Raw genomic sequence first — 17,500 nt, forward strand, 5'->3', positions numbered from 1 at the left:
AATAACCTCGTCATCCCGCGGCTTGACCGCGGGATCCAGCAACTTTAAAAAATAACGATTAGCATTTTGACTTTAAGGGTAAAGGTTTCTACTATTCGGTGTGTCTCATCAGAATTCAGGGAATTAATAGTGTCCATAATAAAAAAACACTTCAAACTTATTTTACTTCTAGTCATAGCTGCGTGCGCTACTTTAATCTTCAATCTATTAAAGAGCGAAGGTCATATTAAAACTTATTCAACTTGTGTTTCTTCAATCAAAATTGATGCTTACAACGACTCTAAAGAATTGAAGGCAATTTATTACACATCACGTTGTGATGACTCAAAAAAGCTTAAAAATATTATTTATATCGAAGACATGCGCAACAACAAAACTGGGCAAAGGGTATTTGAGGGATATTCTGATCAACCAGCAAATATGTACCTGTTCTGGGATGAGTATGATGGCTTATATGTAGTTGGTACAGAATCAGAGGTTATTACCTCCGAGAGAAAGATTAACTCCAATTATCGCGTTGAGTATCTGCCTCTTAGGCAGCTAAGAGCTTCTCTTAGTAAGGCCTATTCCGAGTATAAAAACTCTCAACTTGGCAATTATTAGTATAGTACTCAGCTACTTTTTCACAACAGTTTCACTCTTCTTGATGCACATTAATATTGGGAGGAGTTGAGGTGGGCAAGCATTATAAAACGATTAGATTAATACTGGGCGACCAGCTCAATGCTGGCCATAGCTGGTTCAAAAGTATTGATGAAGATTGCCTATATGTTATTGCTGAAATGCTACAGGAAACTGAGTATGTAAAGCATCATGTTCAAAAGGTTTGTGCTTTTTTTCATGCTATGGAAGGTTTTGCTGAAGCTTTAAATCAGGCTGGTCATCACTGTCTTTATCTTACTCTTGACGATACCACTAAATATTCATCCTTTAATGACCTCCTGAAAGAGCTTATTAACAAGTATTCGGTCTCATACTTTGAATATCAGCTGCCCGATGAATTCCGCTTAAGAAATCAGATTGCCGACTTCCAAGTGTCGGGCGTTGACGTTTCCAGCTGTTCCACCGAGCACTTTTTACTGCCTGAAGAGGATTTTCCAAAGTATTTTACTGCAGATAAGCACAACCGGATGGAGTCTTTTTATCGCAAAATGCGTAAGCGTTTTGATGTGCTTATGGTTGAAGATAAACCGGAAGGCGGGCAGTGGAATTTTGATCAAAAGAATCGTAATAAGTTTAAAGCCTTGGATTTAAAGGATATCCCTGAACCCCTGATATTCAGCAATGATGTCAGTGACATTCTAAAGCGATTACAAAAGCACCGGGTTAAAACAATTGGCAAGGCAGAATCTAATCTTCTCTGGCCAACATCCAGAAAGCAGGCAAAAGAGTTACTGGATTATTTTTGCCAACATTGCTTACCACGCTTTGGTTATTTTCAGGATGCCATGACCTGTAATAGTGAGCATAAATGGTCGCTGTATCATTCACGACTATCTTTTGCGTTAAATGCTAAGCTCATTTCACCAAAGCTGGTGATCGATAATGCTGTCCAAGCCTACCGCTCTAACGACGACATTGATATCCCTCAGGTAGAAGGGTTTGTCAGGCAAATACTTGGCTGGCGCGAGTTTGTACGAGGTATTTACTGGACGCATCCTGAGTATCATCAGAAAAACTACTTCAAGGCTAACAGAAAGCTTCCTGCTTATTTCTGGACCGGTAACACCAAGATGCGCTGCTTATCCGAAGCGATTAATCAGTCACTTGATTACGCTTTTGCGCACCATATTCAGCGCCTGATGGTCACTGGTAATTTTTGTCTGCTTACTGAAATCGATCCTGATGACGTCGATGACTGGTATTTAGGTATCTATGTTGACGCCATCGAATGGGTTGAGCTACCTAACACTCGAGGTATGAGTCAGTTTGCTGATGGCGGCATTATCGCCACCAAACCTTATGCCGCCAGCGCTAATTATGTTCATAAAATGAGCGACTACTGTACTGGCTGTGACTACTCCCACTCAGATAAGACAGGCGAACAAGCCTGTCCTTTAAACAGCTTATATTGGCGGTTTATTGAGAAGAATGCTGAGAAGCTCAGTCAAAACCCCAGAATGGCAATGATTTATAACGTTTGGAACAAGAAAAGTTCTGATGAAAAGGATGCCATACTGAATAAAGCAGCGAGCGTTCTTAGGAGGATAGAGGAGCTTTAGAGCTGCGAGATGATCACTATTCTTTTGGCCTGATTTTGTTACACTAAACGGAATTTATTACAAACGATAATATTGATGGATTTCTATACATTTCTAAACGAAAACTTACCTTTGGCTATTATTCTCGGCGCAATTGTCTTAATCATGCTGGTGTTACTGGTTATGGTCATCCGCCAGGGTAATGCTTTAAAACTTCTCAAAAGCTCCGAAGATGGTGCCATCGATGCTATAAAGAGTCTCGATCAGAAGCAGACCATGGCATTTGACTATGCAAAGTCTGATTTGCACCGTATGTCCGAACAGAATCAAAGAGCTTCTGAGAACCTGGTAGAGAAGTTGGCGGGCAATCAGGTCAAGCTAGGTGAATCGTTCCAGGCTTTCCAGAATCAGCTGCAAAAAGGTTTTAATGAACTGAGCAATGCGTTGGGCGAAAAGGTCAATAACAACACCATTACCCAGCAAAAAGAACTGACCGGATTTAAGGATAGCTTGCAGAAAGATATTCTTAAGCTAAAAGAACAGATTGAAATCAATCAGAAAGAATCTCAGGCGCAATTGCATGAGCAGTTCCGCCGAGGCATCAAGGATGTCAGAGAAGAGTTAACCATCAATCTCAAGACGCAGGCTGAAAACTTTGAAAAGAACATGTCTGGCTTGACTAAAACCACCGATGAACGACTCAAAGAGATTAGTGGTCAAGTCGAGAAGCGCTTGGCTGATGGTTTTGAGAAAACCACTCAGACCTTCCAGGACGTTCTGAAACGTCTGGCGCTAATTGATGATGCTCAAAAGAAAATCACTGAGCTGTCCAGCAACGTTGTTAGCTTGCAGGAAATTCTTTCCGATAAACGATCGCGCGGTGCTTTTGGCGAGGTACAGCTGGAGTCTCTAGTATCCAATGTTATGCCCACCAGCCATTACAAATTCCAGCATTCTTTCAGCAATGGCAAAATCGTGGACTGTGCCTTATTCCTGCCAGAGCCAACCGGTGTTATTGGCGTTGATGCCAAATTCCCGCTGGAAAATTATCAGAAAATGGTTGATGTTGAGCGCTCCGCTCCAGAACGCGATCAGGCGCATAAGGCTTTCATTAGAGACATTAAGAAACACGTTAATGATATCGCCAGCAAATACATCATTGAAAATGAAACAGCTGTTGGTGCAGTGATGTTTATTCCTGCTGAAGCCGTATTTGCCGAGATTCATGCGCATCATCCTGAGCTGGTTGAGTTTGCTCAGCAACAAAAAGTCTGGATGGTTTCGCCAACCACAATGATGGCGCTGTTAACAACGGCCAGTGCTGTTCTTAAAGATGAGGCGACGCGTAAACAGGTGCATATCATTCAGGAACATCTGGGCATGCTGTCAAAAGACTTCGGACGCTTCAGAACACGTATGAATGATTTGGCTCGTCATATTAATAACGTCACCGAAGACGTTAAAAAGGTTACTATTTCTGCTGACAAAATCAGCAGTCGATTTGAAAAGATTGAGCAGGTTGAGTTGAACCATGAAGAGCATGAACACTCTATAGAAGTGGCTGCTACTGCTAAACTTGAGAATAAGAAAGAATCTAAATAGGTTAAATTAATGAAACGATTATTTGCTTTATTGGCATTGCTGGCTTCTGTTTGTGTAACACCAGCGCTTCACGCTGAGGAACCAATGGTTAAGTCTCTAAATGGAGACTTTACTCAAGGTGGTCTGGTGATTGGTCAAACGGTTCCCGGCGCTAAAGTCGAGTTTAATGGCCAGGAAATTAAAGTTTCAGAAGAGGGTTATTTCGTGTTTGGGTTTCATCGAGATATGCCCGAAAGTGCTACTTTGACCATTTCCAAAGGCGATATGAAAGTTACTCAACCGATTTCGATTAGTAAAAGACAATACAACATTGAACGGATTGACGGACTTCCTCCATCAAAGGTAACACCACGAAAGCCAGAAGTACTGGAACGTATCAAGCGTGAAACGGCACTGGTTGCAGAGGCTCGAGCAGAAATTACCGATTTCAAATATTTTATGCAGGATTTCATCTGGCCCGCCAAGGGTCGACTAAGTGGGTTTTATGGTAGCCAACGAGTTTTAAATGGCGATCCAAAACGTCCTCATTATGGTGTTGATGTAGCTGCGCCAACAGGTACAGAAGTCGTGGCACCAGCGGATGGTGTCGTGCGATTGGCGCATCCTGATCTGTTTTTCTCAGGTGGCACCATCATCATTGATCACGGCTTTGGTGTTAACTCTACATTCCTTCATTTAAGCAGCGTGGACGTCGAAGTCGGTGAGCCTGTAAAGCAGGGTGATTTTATTGGTCGCATTGGCGCAACCGGGCGCGCAACTGGTCCACATCTAGACTGGCGCATTAACTGGTTGAATCATCGACTCGATCCGCAATTGTTAGTTCCGCCTTTTGAAGAGTCAGACACTAAAGCAGAATCTAAGTAAGTTCTATCATTATGTTAACGACACGAGATTTTAATACTTTCAACTTTATCGATTTTGTACGTCAAAATCCTGAGAAGCATGATCGTTTTGAGCTTGAAATAGAGCAGGGCAAAGCCATCTTCCATGACGTGGGAATTGTTGAGTTTGTCCCTAATCAAGTCAGTGATCAGTTCGTCTGTTTATCCTGTGGGGTGCATGGCAATGAAACCGCGCCGATGGAAATTATTAGCGACATCGTGCGAGACATCCTGGTGGGCTCTCAGGCACTGAAGGTTAACCTTTTAATATTGCTGGGGAACCCGAAGGCAATGCTGCAACAGGAACGCTTCCTTGAGTTTAATTTGAACCGTATGTTCAATCATCATTGGAAGTCTTATCTTGAAGCTGATGCAAATTGCTATGAAGCTTTGCGTGCCAAGCGCCTGGAAGAGGCGGTGAAGGATTTCTTTGATAAGTCACCAGCAGACTCACGTCGTTACCACTATGATCTGCATACCGCGATTCGCGCCTCGAAACATCAAAGATTTGCTATTTATCCCTATCTTGATGGACGCGAACATAAAGTTGAACAGTTAGCCTTTATGCAGGACTGTGGTGTTAATACGGTTTTGCTTTATCACAAAGCAAGTTCAACGTTTTCCTATCATACCAGTCACCATTTTAAAGCAGATGCCTTTACCGTCGAGCTGGGTAAAGTGAAACCTTTTGGGCAAAATAACCGCGAAGATTTTAAACAGGCAGAAAGCTGCATGAGACAATTGGTTGCCAGTAACTATCACTTTAATAATGATCGTGACGTTGATGACCTAAATCTTTTTGCGGTAAAAAAAGAGCTGCTACGAGTATCTGATGATTCACATCTGAACGTAGATGATGACCTGGCTAATTTTACAGAGTTTGAACAGGGCTTTGAGTTGTTATCTGACCCTGAAGAGCCTTATACCGTTGAGTCTGATGGTGAAGCAATTGTTTTTCCAAACAACAAGGTTCCAATTGGTCAGAGAATGGCGTTATTGGTTGAGCCGGTGAGTTTAGGGTGATTAGGGAATTCCTTACACCTACATAAGCTGTATCTGAAATTGTCTTTTTGATATTGCACTTAAAAGCAGATCCTGAATCAAGTTCAGGATGACAAACCTTCAGTGAATTTTTTGAATTCTTGAAACCAAGCCTTAATGAGAGAGCCAAAAGCCATAAGGCCGTCATTGAAGCTGCCATAATGCCAGCTTTGATAGTATCTACTCATAGTTAAACTCTGTCATCCTGAACTTGATTCAGGATCTGCTTTTAGTTATTCACAGAATAGATACCTAAAAGTATGTATTAAATTTATCGGGGCGATGTCTGTGCTGTAAGTGTTAAATTAAATGCCCCTTATCCTAAAAAATCCTACGCTGAATTTCTTTATCCGCCATAATCTTGACGGCTAATTCCTCCACAGAGCGAGAAGTCGTATCAATGAAAGGTATCTTCTCGCGTCGATAGAGTGCTTCTACTTCTCGAATTTCTAGCATGCATTGGTTGAGCGCCGCATATTTACTGTTGGGGCGGCGTTTATTGCGAATCTCATGCAATTGCATGGGGTCAATGGTTAGGCCATAGAGCTTATGCTTATTTTGAGCCAATCCTGGTTTGAGCTTGATATTAGGCAGGTCTTCATCGGTAAAAGGGTAGTTGGCAGCAAAGATACCAAACTGCATCGCCATGTAGAGGGAGGTTGGTGTTTTACCGCAACGTGAAGGGCCAACCAGAATGATATCTGCCTGATCGTAATGTTTGGTCGTCGCTCCGTCATCGTTGTTTAAAGCAAAGTTTACCGCACTCATTCTTGTATCGTAGGCCTGACGGTCATCGGTTGAATGTGACTTACCGACACGGAATGAGCTGTGCACGCCTAATTCCTGCTCAAGAGGGCCAATATAGGTATGGAAGAAGTCCACCAGCAGCGCGTTGGCAGTCGTAATGATGTTACGAATGTCAGGCTTTACAATCGTTTCAAAGACAATGGGCTTAAAACCATCACGGATGGCAGTCTGGTTTATACGTGATACTGCGGCATTGGCTTTATCAATATCGTCAACGAAAGGAATGGTGTGATAGGTGAATTCCACCTCATCTTCGAACTGGGAAGTCAGTGATTGGCCCAGCATTTCTGAGGTAATACCGGTACGGTCGGAAATAAAAAAGACTGTGCGTTTCATATTTGCTCATTTATCAGTAAAATAGCGGCCACAAAGACCACTTTGTTCGTGAATTTAAGCATTTACGCTCACTATCGGCAAGATAATAAGCCAAAAATGGGCGGTTTGCGGTAATTCCAAATTTATAAACTGGAGATAGAACCTTGGATAAATACGTACTTTGGTATGACCAACTTGGGATGGGTGACGTTGAGCGCGTTGGCGGTAAGAACGCGTCACTTGGGGAAATGATTAGTAACTTAAGCAATATGGGTGTTAGCGTTCCAAATGGCTTCGCAACAACTGCTGATGCTTTCCGTGCTTTCCTTGAGCAAAGTGGCTTAAATCAACGCATCAATGAAGAGTTAGCCAACCTTGACGTCGATGACGTGACCAAGCTTGCCGAAGTTGGTGCCAAAATACGTGGCTGGGTAATGGATACTCCTTTCATCCCAGAGATGGAGCAGGCGATTACCGAGGCTTATGCCAAATTGAAAGCTGATGCCAATGATGACTTCGCTGTTGCGGTCCGTTCATCAGCCACTGCAGAAGATTTACCAGACGCCTCATTCGCAGGCCAGCAAGAGACTTTTCTTAATGTTCGTGGTTTAGACAATGTTATGAAAGCACTGAAAGAAGTGTTTGCTTCATTGTTCAATGATCGTGCCATTGCTTACCGCGTTCACCAGGGCTTTGAGCATTCATTGGTTGCCTTGTCAGCGGGCGTTCAAAAGATGGTGCGTAGTGATATCGCGGCTAGCGGCGTGATGTTTACTATGGACACTGAGTCAGGCTTCAACGATGTGGTTTTCATTACCGGAGCTTATGGCCTGGGCGAAACCGTTGTTCAGGGCGCAGTGAATCCTGATGAGTTTTATGTCTATAAACCAGCGTTGGCTGAAGGTCGCCAGTCTATCGTTCGTAAAACGCTTGGTGGCAAAGCTATCAAGATGGTTTATACCAATGATACTGACCATGGCAAGACCGTTGAAACGGTTGACGTGGATGTTAATGAGCGTATGCAGTTCTGTATTAACAACGCAGAAGTTCAGGAACTTGCCAAGCAGGCGATGATTATCGAGCAGCATTATAAGCGTCCAATGGATATCGAATGGGCAAAAGATGGCGCTGATGGCAAAATTTATATTGTTCAGGCTCGTCCAGAAACGGTTAAGAGTCGTTCAGACAAAAATATCATTGAGCGCTATCGCTTAAAGAATACTTCTGATGTTGTGGCTACTGGTCGCGCGATTGGTCAAAAAATCGGCAAAGGTAAAGCCCGTGTCATCAGCTCTATTGATGAAATGGCAAGCGTACAGCCTGGTGACGTATTGGTTACTGACATGACTGACCCAGATTGGGAGCCAGTGATGAAGCGTGCTGCTGCTATTGTTACTAATCGTGGCGGCCGTACTTGTCACGCTGCGATTATCGCGCGTGAGCTTGGTATTCCAGCGGTTGTAGGTTGCGGCGATGCAACAGACCGTATTAAAAATGGTGTTGAAGTGACTGTATCTTGCGCAGAGGGCGACACCGGCAAAATCTATTCCGGTTTATTGGACTTTGAAATCAGCAAAGATTCAGTTGAAAACATGCCTGAGCTACCTTTCAAAATCATGATGAATGTGGGTAATCCTGATCGTGCTTTCGATTTTGGTCAATTACCGAATGCTGGTGTTGGTCTTGCTCGTCTGGAGTTCATCATCAACCGCATGATTGGTGTTCATCCAAAAGCTTTGTTGGATTATGACAAGCTGGAAGACGAAAGCCTCAAGAAAACCATTGCCATGCAAATGGCAGGGTATCCAAATCCTAAAGAATTCTATATCAGCAAGCTGGTTGAAGGTATTTCGACTATCGCCTGTGCCTTTGCGCCAGAGAAAGTAATTGTTCGTATGTCTGACTTTAAGTCGAACGAATACGCGAATCTGATTGGCGGTCACTTATACGAGCCACACGAAGAAAACCCTATGCTTGGTTTCCGTGGAGCTTCTCGCTATATCTCTGAAGAGTTCCGTGAGTGCTTTGAGCTTGAGTGTGAAGCGATTAAGCGCGTTCGCAACAAGATGGGCTTTAACAATGTTGAAGTCATGATTCCATTCGTGCGTACTCTTGGTGAAGCTGAGAAAGTTATCGAGTTATTGGCTGAGAACGGCCTGCGTCGTGGTGACAACGGTTTACGCGTGATTATGATGTGTGAGCTACCTTCAAACGCTATTCTTGCTCAGGAATTCCTGAAGTTCTTTGATGGCTTCTCTGTGGGCTCAAATGATTTGACTCAGCTTTCATTGGGTCTGGATCGTGATTCAGGTATTATTTCCCACTTGTTTGATGAGCGTGACCCTACCGTTAAAGTTCTGCTTGCCAATGCTATCAAGGCCTGTAAAAAGGCTAACAAATACATTGGTATTTGTGGTCAGGGCCCATCAGATCACCCAGATTTAGCTAAGTGGTTGATGGAGCAGGGTATTGATAGTGTTTCGTTAAATCCTGACACAGTTCTCGAAACGTGGCTTTTCTTGGCGAAAAAGTAATCTAACTTGTTGTATTATTTACTGCTTGAGCAATGATAGTGAAGGCTTCATTGCTCAAGTTCTATAAAAAGGTTATGAAAATTTTTTTGTGACTTTACTTATAAGTAAATAATCCGAGGAGGAGATAGGAAATGAAACGTTTAGCTATTGCACTTTTAGCATCAACACTGGCTGTTGCTTGTAGCGATGATAAGAAAGAATCTGTGAAAGAGGAAACTCAGGAAGCAGTTGAGGAAGTGAAAGAAGCGACTGCAGAAGCTGTTGAAGCAACAGAAAAAGCTGTTGAAGACACTGCTGAGACCACTGAAGAAACTGTGAGTTCATTACAGGAAGCTGCTGAAGAAAACTATCAGGAAACCAAAGAAGAAGCTGCAGAGCTTGTTGAAGAAGCTGAAGCTGACGCTGAACAGATGGTTGAAGATGCTGAAGCGGAAGCTGCAGAAATGATGCACTCAGCTGAAGAAGAGCTTGAAGAAGCTGAAGAAGCAGTTGAAGAAAAAACTGGTGATGATCAGTAATTCAAATTCTTGTTTACAGCAAGCTAATCAAAAAGCCACTCGATTGAGTGGCTTTTTTGTATCTAGTGTATTTTGTTGGATAAGCTAGCATTAATAGTATATAAATTAGGGAATTAGCTAGATTTCTTCAAATGCCAAGATCCTAAGAGTAGATATAAATGTATACCATAAAACCAGTGCCGTTAGAGGCTATTATCCCTCTCCGTCATAAAGTGCTAAGGTCCGGCAGACCGATATCTGAATGCACTTATCAGGAAGATGCTGTTGAGGGATGCTTTCACGTTGCAAGTTTTGATGGGGATAAAGTCGTAGGGATTGCTTCTTTCTATCCAGAATCGCACTCTTATGAGCCTTCAGGCAAAGCCTGGCGGTTACGAGGAATGGCAACAGATCCTGATTATCGTAAGCAAGGAGTAGGTGCACGGTTGTTAGAGGAAGGCCTCCGAATTTGTTCTCAAAGAGGAGGCGAAGTGATTTGGTGCAATGCTCGCACACAAGCCATACCATTTTACAGTAAGCTCAATTTTGTTATAAAGGGAGATGAGTTCCAACTTCCTGGAATTGGCCCTCACTATTTCATGTCAAAAACTTTAGTATAAAGAGAATAATTTATGAGTCAGTTAAGCTTAGAACCAACCCTTAAAGCATTTTATCACTGGGAAACTGTTGCGTCTGAACAGGTTTTCTTGCGACAACCCTTTGGTAATGATTGGAAAGAGTATACCTGGCATGAAGTAGGGCAGCAGGTTCGAAAGATGGCGCATTATTTGATAACCAACCTGCCACCAAATAGCAAAGTAGCGATTTTGTCGCTTAACTGTTCTCATTGGATAATGGCCGATCTGGCAATTATGATGGCTGGCCATATTTCAGTTCCAATTTATCCTACCGCCGGTAAAGAAACTATTGCCACCATTCTAGAGCACAGTGAATCCAAGCTTCTCTTTGTTGGAAAGCTTCCAGACTGGCCTGCTAAAAAAGAAGCTGTTGCCAATGACCTTCCTAAAATTAGCTTCTATCAACCTCATTCCGGTATTAAAGAGTGGGATGAAGTTATAGCTGAAACTGAGCCTATGTCAGAGTCGCCAGTACCTGATTTGGACGAACTGGCAACTATTGTTTACACCTCCGGCACAACCGGTATTCCCAAAGGTGTCATGATCGATTATCGAGCTTTATCTAATGGTGCTGCTGCGGCGGCTCAATTTGTTGATATTGGACAGGAGCGCGCATTTTCATACTTACCGCTGGCTCATTGTGCCGAGCGTGAGCTTACTGAAATCATTAGTATTCATACGGGGAGTGTCATTTCCTTTACCGAATCGCTTGAGCGTTTTCAGGAGAATATTGTTTCTGTCCGTCCGAGTATCTTTTTTGGTGTTCCGCGAATATGGCTCAAGTTCCAACAGGGAATTGAAGATAAGGTTGGCAAAAGAAAGCTGTGGCTACTACTGAAACTACCGATCATTAAAAACATTATTCGCAAGAAGGTTTTAGAAGGTCTTGGCCTTGATAAGGCGAAAATCGTGCTATCCGGTGCGGCCGCACTTCCTAAAGCGACCATGGACTTCTTTGATAGTCTTGGGTTACAAATTTGTGAGGCTTACGGCTTGACCGAAACCATGGCATTTTCTCACGCGAGTAAACCCGGTTGTAGAAAGAAGGGTTCAGTAGGTGTGACCATGCCGACCGCAGAAGCTGTACTAGCTGAAAGCGGCGAGATCCTCTTGAGAAGTCCATGCTTGATGAAAGGTTACTATAAAGAACCTATTAAAACCTCAGAAGTTATAGATGAAGAAGGATATTTTCATACGGGTGATATTGGCACCATTGATAGCGACGGCTTTTTATTCATTACAGGCCGCGTTAAGGATATTTTCAAAACCTCCAAAGGCAAATACGTTTCACCAGCACCCATTGAAGCCAAGTTAGAACCTGAGCTAGGGGTCGAGCATCTTTGTGTTATTGGTGATGGCTTGCCTTCACCAGTGGCAGTGGCCTCGATCCATAACAAGACGATAAAAGATCGTGCGGCCTTTACTCAGGAAAGTGAACAGACTTTGCAGAAATTGAATAACCAGCTTGAAAAGCATGAGCGCTTATCTAAGCTGATTTTTGTTGATGAAGCATGGACAACTGATAATGGTTTGATTACACCAACACTTAAAGTGCGTCGTCAGCAGGTCGAAAAGCATTATCAATCAACTGTTGAAAAGCATTATAAAAAGCAGGAAGTCATTATTTGGGATTAATTCTTTATTGTGACTCATTTTTTTAACTGAAGGAGATTATTATGGGTTTTTTAACGTGGATTTTTGTTGGTCTAATTGCCGGCATTTTGGCTAAAGCCATAATACCTAGCGCTCGAAATGAAGGTATCATCATGACTATTGTTATTGGTATTGTTGGTGCAATACTGGGCGGTTACGTTGGTAGTTTCTTCGGCTTTGGCGAAGTTTCAGGCTTTAATATCAAGACGTTACTAACAGCTACCCTTGGGGCCGTGATTTTATTGGCCTTACAGCGCATGTTTGCTAAAAAATAAGCTTTTTTCTGTTTTCATTATTCAAGCAATACTAATTCAGACAGTATTCAGCTAGATCTCTCTACACTTACCCTAAAGTTGAGGAACCTGTATTGCAGGTTCCGCCCACAATCAGAGGTATTGTGTATGAAAAAGTTAATTCTAATCACATCAATCGTTGCTAGTCTTGGCTTGGTCAGCGCAGCCAATGCTCGTGGTGACTACAGACACTATGACAATGTTCGCTATGAACGTGCAAAAGTTGTCCATGTCGAGCCAATTTCAGGCTATAGCGAAAGTCGCTATCCAAGAGAGCGTTGTTATCCGGTGAGTTCTGACCGAGATCGCCGTAAAGGTTCGATTGTCGGAGCGGTAGTTGGTAGTGTTGTCGGCTATAAACTTGGCGGTGATCGTGGTGAAAAACGATTGGGTTCTGTAGCTGGTGCCGTAGTAGGTTCAGCCATTGGACAGTCTGTTGCTGACAAAGGTCGTGATACCCATTATCGTTGTGATAGGGTGGAAGAGCGATATGGTCATGCGGCTATTATTGGCTATAATGTCACCTACAAATATAAAGGCCAGCGTTACACCACTTTTATGGATTATGATCCTGGTCGCTGGATTGATGTTGAAGTCAGTGTTAGACCCGGTCGTGGTTACAGACATTAATTTCATAGCATTCAATAAAGGTTATTATGAAATATTTAGTGATAGTTTTCTTGGCATTGTCGGCGTTGATGTTTAACACGGCAGAAGCCGCAGGTGTTCGCATTGATACCAAAGTGGAGCGCAAGGATCAGCCCTGCGTTCCAATTGGTAAAAGTGCGGCCATGAGTGCCGTCGCACAACAGACCGATGGTCGCGTTCTTTCAGCGTCTTTGAATATGAATCGTAGACCTCCGGTCTATCGCGTTAAAGTATTAAGTAAAAGTGGTCGCGTCAGCCATGTACTGGTTAACGCCTGTAACGGTCGAGTGATTAGCTAGCGAAAAACCATGTAGCATTTATGAATTAAATGCCAAAAGTCTTTGTTAAGGAATGGGGTGTAATAGGGTATGAAATTATTACTGGTTGAAGATGATGATGCGTTGCGTCAGCAGCTGGTCAGTGCCTTGAAGGCGCAGAATTATGTGGTAGAAGAAGCGCCTAATGGTGAAGAAGCCTTATACCTGGCGCGCGAATATCAGTTCGACCTGGGGATATTTGACTTAGGCTTGCCCGATATCTCAGGCATGGAAGTTATCGCCACATTGCGAGATGAAGATGTACAGTTTCCGGTACTGATTTTAACGGCACGCGGTCACTGGCAAGATAAAGTGGATGGACTGGCAGCGGGTGCTGACGACTATCTAGTTAAACCCTTCCAAACCGAAGAGTTACTGGCACGCATTAATGCTTTATTACGTCGTGCTTCCGGATATGCTAAGCCTGAAATTATCAAAGGGCCAATTAGCCTTAACAGTTTAAAGCAAGAAGTTAAAGTCAATGGGCAGGTTATGGATTTGACTGCCTATGAGTACAAAGTGCTTGAGTACCTGATGCTTAATCCTGATAAAGTTGTGTCCAAAACAGAACTAACTGAACACCTTTACGCCCAGGACCATGATCGGGACTCTAATGTGCTGGAAGTTTTCGTCGGGCGTCTGCGTAAGAAAATTGATCCAGATGGTACCATTAAGCCGATTGATACGTTGCGTGGTAGAGGCTATCGACTAAGAGCGGACCTGTGAGCTTAAATCACTCTTACTCATTACAGAAACGCATATTATTAAATACCAGTGTTGTGCTGGTATTTTTTATTGCTGCCATGAGTTTCATTTTATTGAATACTTATAAGGCAGGAATACGGCAGGCCACTTTTGAGCGCCTTTTTGCTCAGTTTTATAGCTTATTATCAGTAGCAGACCAGCTAGAACCTGGTGAACTATACCTTCCTGAGGAGATTCCTTCTGACAAGCGTTTTAATCAATATGGTAGTGGTATATCTGCTTTAGTCTATGATGAAACCGAGAGCCTTATCTGGCAGTCGCTGTCATCAACTTATGCTATAGAACAGGGCAAAATCCCCTTGCCATTAACCCTCCCGGGAGAGCCAACATTGGATTCTATTTCCTTGGCAGGAGAAGATTATTTCCAATTTCATTATATTGCTGAATGGGAATCCGAAAGTGGAGAGGTTTCGCTATACCATTTTGTTATTCTCGAAAACAAACGTCCCTTTAATCAGGTCATTGAAACTTATAGGAACACGCTCTGGATGTGGCTTGCAGGGTTGGCTGCTTCATTAATTTTAATTCTGTTTGTAGTATTACGCTGGACGCTTAAACCGATTCGCCAGGCAGTTAAGGAACTCAGGAGAGTTGAGCAAGGCCTGTTGGATAAGCTATCCGATAGATACCCTCAGGAAATTCGATTACTCACTCATAATATCAATCGCTTTATTAGTAACGAACGCCACCAAAGTAAGCGTTACAAGGAAACGCTGGGAAATTTGGCTCATAGCTTGAAAACACCATTGGCGGTTATGCAGGCTGCACTGCAAAATGAAGCTGAGAAGCAGGAACTGGAGCGTATTTGCAGCGAACAGCTTCAACGCATGAATCAAATTGTGGGCTACCAGTTGCAACGCGCGACCAGTGGACCACAGGTTATGATGAAATCGATTTCGCTAAAGCCAGCAATTTCCAAGCTGGTTAAAGGTCTTGAAAAGGTTTATTCGCATAAGGGCATTTATATCAAGATGGATATTTCTGATTCCGTCAAAGTGCTGCTCAATGAGGGTGACCTCTATGAAATTTGCGGTAATCTGCTTGATAACGCCTGCAAATGGGCAAAGCAGAAAGTGAAAATAAGTGCACAGCAGCAGGGCTTAAAGACCATTATCAAAATTGAAGATGATGGACCCGGCATAGCTGAGGACGTACGTCTGTCAGTCCTTTCAAGAGGCAAGCGCTTAGATGAATCCGTTGAAGGGCAGGGAATTGGTATGTCTGTGGTCAAGGAAATTGTTGATGCTTATCGTGGTGAAATTGACATTGATGTTAGTAACTTGGGTGGAGCTTTAATTAAAGTGAGTTTTAATGGTTAGTCGCACTCTTTTCAGCTCAGCGCTATTGAATAAATGATGAGGACAAGATTATGAGTTATAAAGTATCTATTTTTGCTGCGTTGATTATGGGGGTATTCATTTCCACCAGCTCTTTTGCTAACTCCGACGATGTTTTAGAAATTTCTACTGAAGAAAAGTATATTCAAGGCCATCAAGTAGGCTTAGAGTACAAGATTGAATTTAAACGCGAAAATGATATTGCTTTCTGTGCTCTAGCTTACAACGATGGTGAAAGTTCTTTAACGTTCTTTATGGAGGGCAAATCAAGTTTTAAGGTAGATATCCCTTATAGCTCAAGCGGGAACCTTGAATTCCGAACGTTTTGCCATCTCTATGATATTGAAACATTTAATTTTACCGAGCAAAAGGTAAGGGATATGAAAGAGGATCGATTAGCGGCTCAATCTGAGCTTGGCAATAGTACGAATACTTTAATTATTGAAGAGTTGGTATGGATACCACATCCTGATTGGTTATTTGAGAACCCCGGAATGGGATATAATAATTATGTGCAAAAAAGTAACGATAAGCTTGAACGTAGCGGTTTAACCTTTTTAATCAATAACACCTCAGAGAATCAGATTAGACTTTGTGTGGCTTTTAGCCAGAGTATGAACAAGGCTGTCCCATTCCTTGTATTGCCAGAGTCGGTTACAACGATTGATCTTTTCGATGACGATGATCCTTCACTATATGATGCAACATTGGGTGAATGTCGTAACTTGGAAGTTGTTGCAGATTCCCAGGAATAGACAAATGCTTACTTGGTGTTCCTTTGATTTGGCTTTTTGCAAGATATCACCATTAATAGCTTGTGATTAAAAGACAATAAGATATTTGTCAGAATATAATAGGACATGCCTGATCCCGTATCCGATACACAGCCAATCCGTAAAATTATCCATGTTGATATGGATTGTTATTACGCGGCTATTGAGATGCGCGACGAACCCTCTCTAAAGAATCAACCCGTTGCAGTTGGCGGCTCACCAGATAAACGGGGTGTTATTGCCACCTGTAATTATGAAGCCCGTTCCTACGGCGTTCGATCTGCGATGCCTTCGGCTTATGCGCGACGCTTGTGCCCGGGGCTGGTCATAGTCCATCCAAACTTTGATAAATACCGACACGATTCAAAGGTAATTCGCGAGATTTTTGCTCAGTATACTGATTTGATTGAGCCTTTATCATTGGATGAAGCCTACCTGGACGTGACTGAGTGTACTGAATATAAAGGTAGTGCAACCTTTATCGCGCAGGCCATACGCTATCAAATCTTCGAAAAACTCAAGCTCACTGCCTCAGCAGGCGTTGCTCCCAATAAATTTCTGGCCAAGATTGCTTCCGACTGGAATAAGCCAAATGGGCAGTTTGTCATTACACCCGAAGAAGTTGATGACTTTGTTAAGCAGCTGCCGGTTGCCAAGATTCACGGGGTTGGCAAGAAAACCACTGAAAAACTGCATCGCATGGGAATCGAAAACTGTAAGGAGTTGCGGGAGATTGACCTGTTAACTCTCAGTAAGACGTTTGGCAGCTTTGGGCAAAGGCTTTATGAACTTTCACGTGGAATCGATCAAAGACCCGTTATTACTCATTATCCGCGAAAGTCATTAAGTGTCGAGAATACCTATGATCAGGATCTAATAACTCTTGAAGACTGCCTGGATGAGTTGCCGCATCTATTGCAAACTCTTAAACGGCGGGTGGCTCGTTCTGGAGTTGGTGCACCAATCAATAAGTTGTTTGCAAAGCTAAAATTCAGTGATTTCACTGCGACAACTGTTGAACGAACCAGTTTTGGAATTAATGATGATTTATTCTATGAATTGATGGAAGAGGGCTTTCATCGACGTCAAAAAACGGTTCGATTACTCGGTATTGGGGTCCGATTTCAGGCCTCTGAATCGACTAACTTTGTACAGCTACCCTTAGAATATAGTGACTTAGAGGATGATTTTGGGTAGT

The 17,500-nt window shown here is 42.8% G+C and carries 17 protein-coding genes; 16 read left to right on the plus strand and 1 reads right to left on the minus strand.

All coding sequences use genetic code 11. The annotated features are described in order from the left end of the window. Window positions 1-129 precede the first annotated feature (129 nt). From B158_RS0107740 to astE, 5 genes are all read left to right on the plus strand, one after another. The gene (locus B158_RS0107740) at window positions 130-603 is read left to right on the plus strand and encodes a hypothetical protein (RefSeq protein WP_018624796.1); all 474 of its coding nucleotides are present in this window, start codon (window positions 130-132) and stop codon (window positions 601-603) included. A gap of 71 nt (window positions 604-674) precedes the next feature. Continuing rightward, a complete protein-coding gene (locus B158_RS0107745) occupies window positions 675-2,222 on the plus strand; it encodes a cryptochrome/photolyase family protein (protein ID WP_018624797.1) in 1,548 nt (515 codons plus the stop codon). A gap of 75 nt (window positions 2,223-2,297) precedes the next feature. Further along, window positions 2,298-3,803, plus strand: coding sequence for a DNA recombination protein RmuC (locus B158_RS0107750; protein WP_018624798.1), 1,506 nt, complete (start codon window positions 2,298-2,300; stop codon window positions 3,801-3,803). Between the two features lie 9 nt (window positions 3,804-3,812). Next, entirely contained in the window at window positions 3,813-4,667 is an 855-nt protein-coding gene (locus B158_RS12975) for a M23 family metallopeptidase (RefSeq protein WP_018624799.1), read from the plus strand. A gap of 11 nt (window positions 4,668-4,678) precedes the next feature. Further along, on the plus strand, window positions 4,679-5,707 hold the full coding sequence (gene astE / locus B158_RS0107760; protein ID WP_018624800.1) for a succinylglutamate desuccinylase: 1,029 nt from the start codon (window positions 4,679-4,681) through the stop codon (window positions 5,705-5,707). A gap of 339 nt (window positions 5,708-6,046) precedes the next feature. On the opposite strand, the gene ppsR is transcribed toward astE, so the two are convergent. Further along, window positions 6,047-6,868, minus strand: coding sequence for a posphoenolpyruvate synthetase regulatory kinase/phosphorylase PpsR (ppsR, locus tag B158_RS0107770; protein WP_018624802.1), 822 nt, complete (start codon window positions 6,866-6,868; stop codon window positions 6,047-6,049). A gap of 179 nt (window positions 6,869-7,047) precedes the next feature. Here ppsR and ppsA point away from each other — a divergent pair, with 179 nt between their 5' ends. From ppsA to dinB, 11 genes are all read left to right on the plus strand, one after another. Further along, on the plus strand, window positions 7,048-9,381 hold the full coding sequence (gene ppsA, locus B158_RS0107775; RefSeq protein ID WP_018624803.1) for a phosphoenolpyruvate synthase: 2,334 nt from the start codon (window positions 7,048-7,050) through the stop codon (window positions 9,379-9,381). Between the two features lie 131 nt (window positions 9,382-9,512). Next, window positions 9,513-9,899, plus strand: a complete 387-nt coding sequence (locus B158_RS0107780; protein WP_018624804.1) for a hypothetical protein — start codon at window positions 9,513-9,515, stop codon at window positions 9,897-9,899. A 158-nt stretch (window positions 9,900-10,057) separates the two neighbouring features. Further along, window positions 10,058-10,498 carry a GNAT family N-acetyltransferase gene (locus B158_RS0107785; protein ID WP_018624805.1) on the plus strand — a complete coding sequence of 147 codons (441 nt, stop codon included), beginning with the start codon at window positions 10,058-10,060 and terminating at the stop codon, window positions 10,496-10,498. 12 nt (window positions 10,499-10,510) lie between these two features. Then, window positions 10,511-12,151, plus strand: a complete 1,641-nt coding sequence (locus B158_RS0107790) for an AMP-binding protein (protein ID WP_018624806.1) — start codon at window positions 10,511-10,513, stop codon at window positions 12,149-12,151. A gap of 41 nt (window positions 12,152-12,192) precedes the next feature. After that, window positions 12,193-12,444: a GlsB/YeaQ/YmgE family stress response membrane protein gene (locus B158_RS0107795; protein ID WP_018624807.1), complete on the plus strand. Its 252-nt coding sequence runs from the start codon at window positions 12,193-12,195 to the stop codon at window positions 12,442-12,444. A 126-nt stretch (window positions 12,445-12,570) separates the two neighbouring features. Continuing rightward, on the plus strand, window positions 12,571-13,092 hold the full coding sequence (locus B158_RS0107800; RefSeq protein WP_018624808.1) for a glycine zipper 2TM domain-containing protein: 522 nt from the start codon (window positions 12,571-12,573) through the stop codon (window positions 13,090-13,092). 26 nt (window positions 13,093-13,118) lie between these two features. Then, window positions 13,119-13,409 (plus strand): PepSY domain-containing protein, encoded by a 291-nt coding sequence (locus B158_RS0107805; protein ID WP_018624809.1) that lies wholly within the window; start codon window positions 13,119-13,121, stop codon window positions 13,407-13,409. A 69-nt stretch (window positions 13,410-13,478) separates the two neighbouring features. After that, entirely contained in the window at window positions 13,479-14,153 is a 675-nt protein-coding gene (locus B158_RS0107810; protein ID WP_018624810.1) for a response regulator transcription factor, read from the plus strand. Next, window positions 14,150-15,511, plus strand: a complete 1,362-nt coding sequence (locus B158_RS0107815; protein ID WP_018624811.1) for an ATP-binding protein — start codon at window positions 14,150-14,152, stop codon at window positions 15,509-15,511. The genes B158_RS0107810 and B158_RS0107815 overlap by 4 nt, the downstream gene beginning before the upstream one ends. A 50-nt stretch (window positions 15,512-15,561) precedes the next feature. Beyond that, window positions 15,562-16,284 (plus strand): hypothetical protein, encoded by a 723-nt coding sequence (locus tag B158_RS0107820; protein WP_018624812.1) that lies wholly within the window; start codon window positions 15,562-15,564, stop codon window positions 16,282-16,284. 105 nt (window positions 16,285-16,389) lie between these two features. After that, window positions 16,390-17,499 carry a DNA polymerase IV gene (gene dinB / locus B158_RS0107825; protein ID WP_018624813.1) on the plus strand — a complete coding sequence of 370 codons (1,110 nt, stop codon included), beginning with the start codon at window positions 16,390-16,392 and terminating at the stop codon, window positions 17,497-17,499. Window position 17,500: the final 1 nt, after the last annotated feature.

The organism is Kangiella aquimarina DSM 16071 (assembly GCF_000374105.1).
Lineage (GTDB): Bacteria > Pseudomonadota > Gammaproteobacteria > Enterobacterales > Kangiellaceae > Kangiella > Kangiella aquimarina.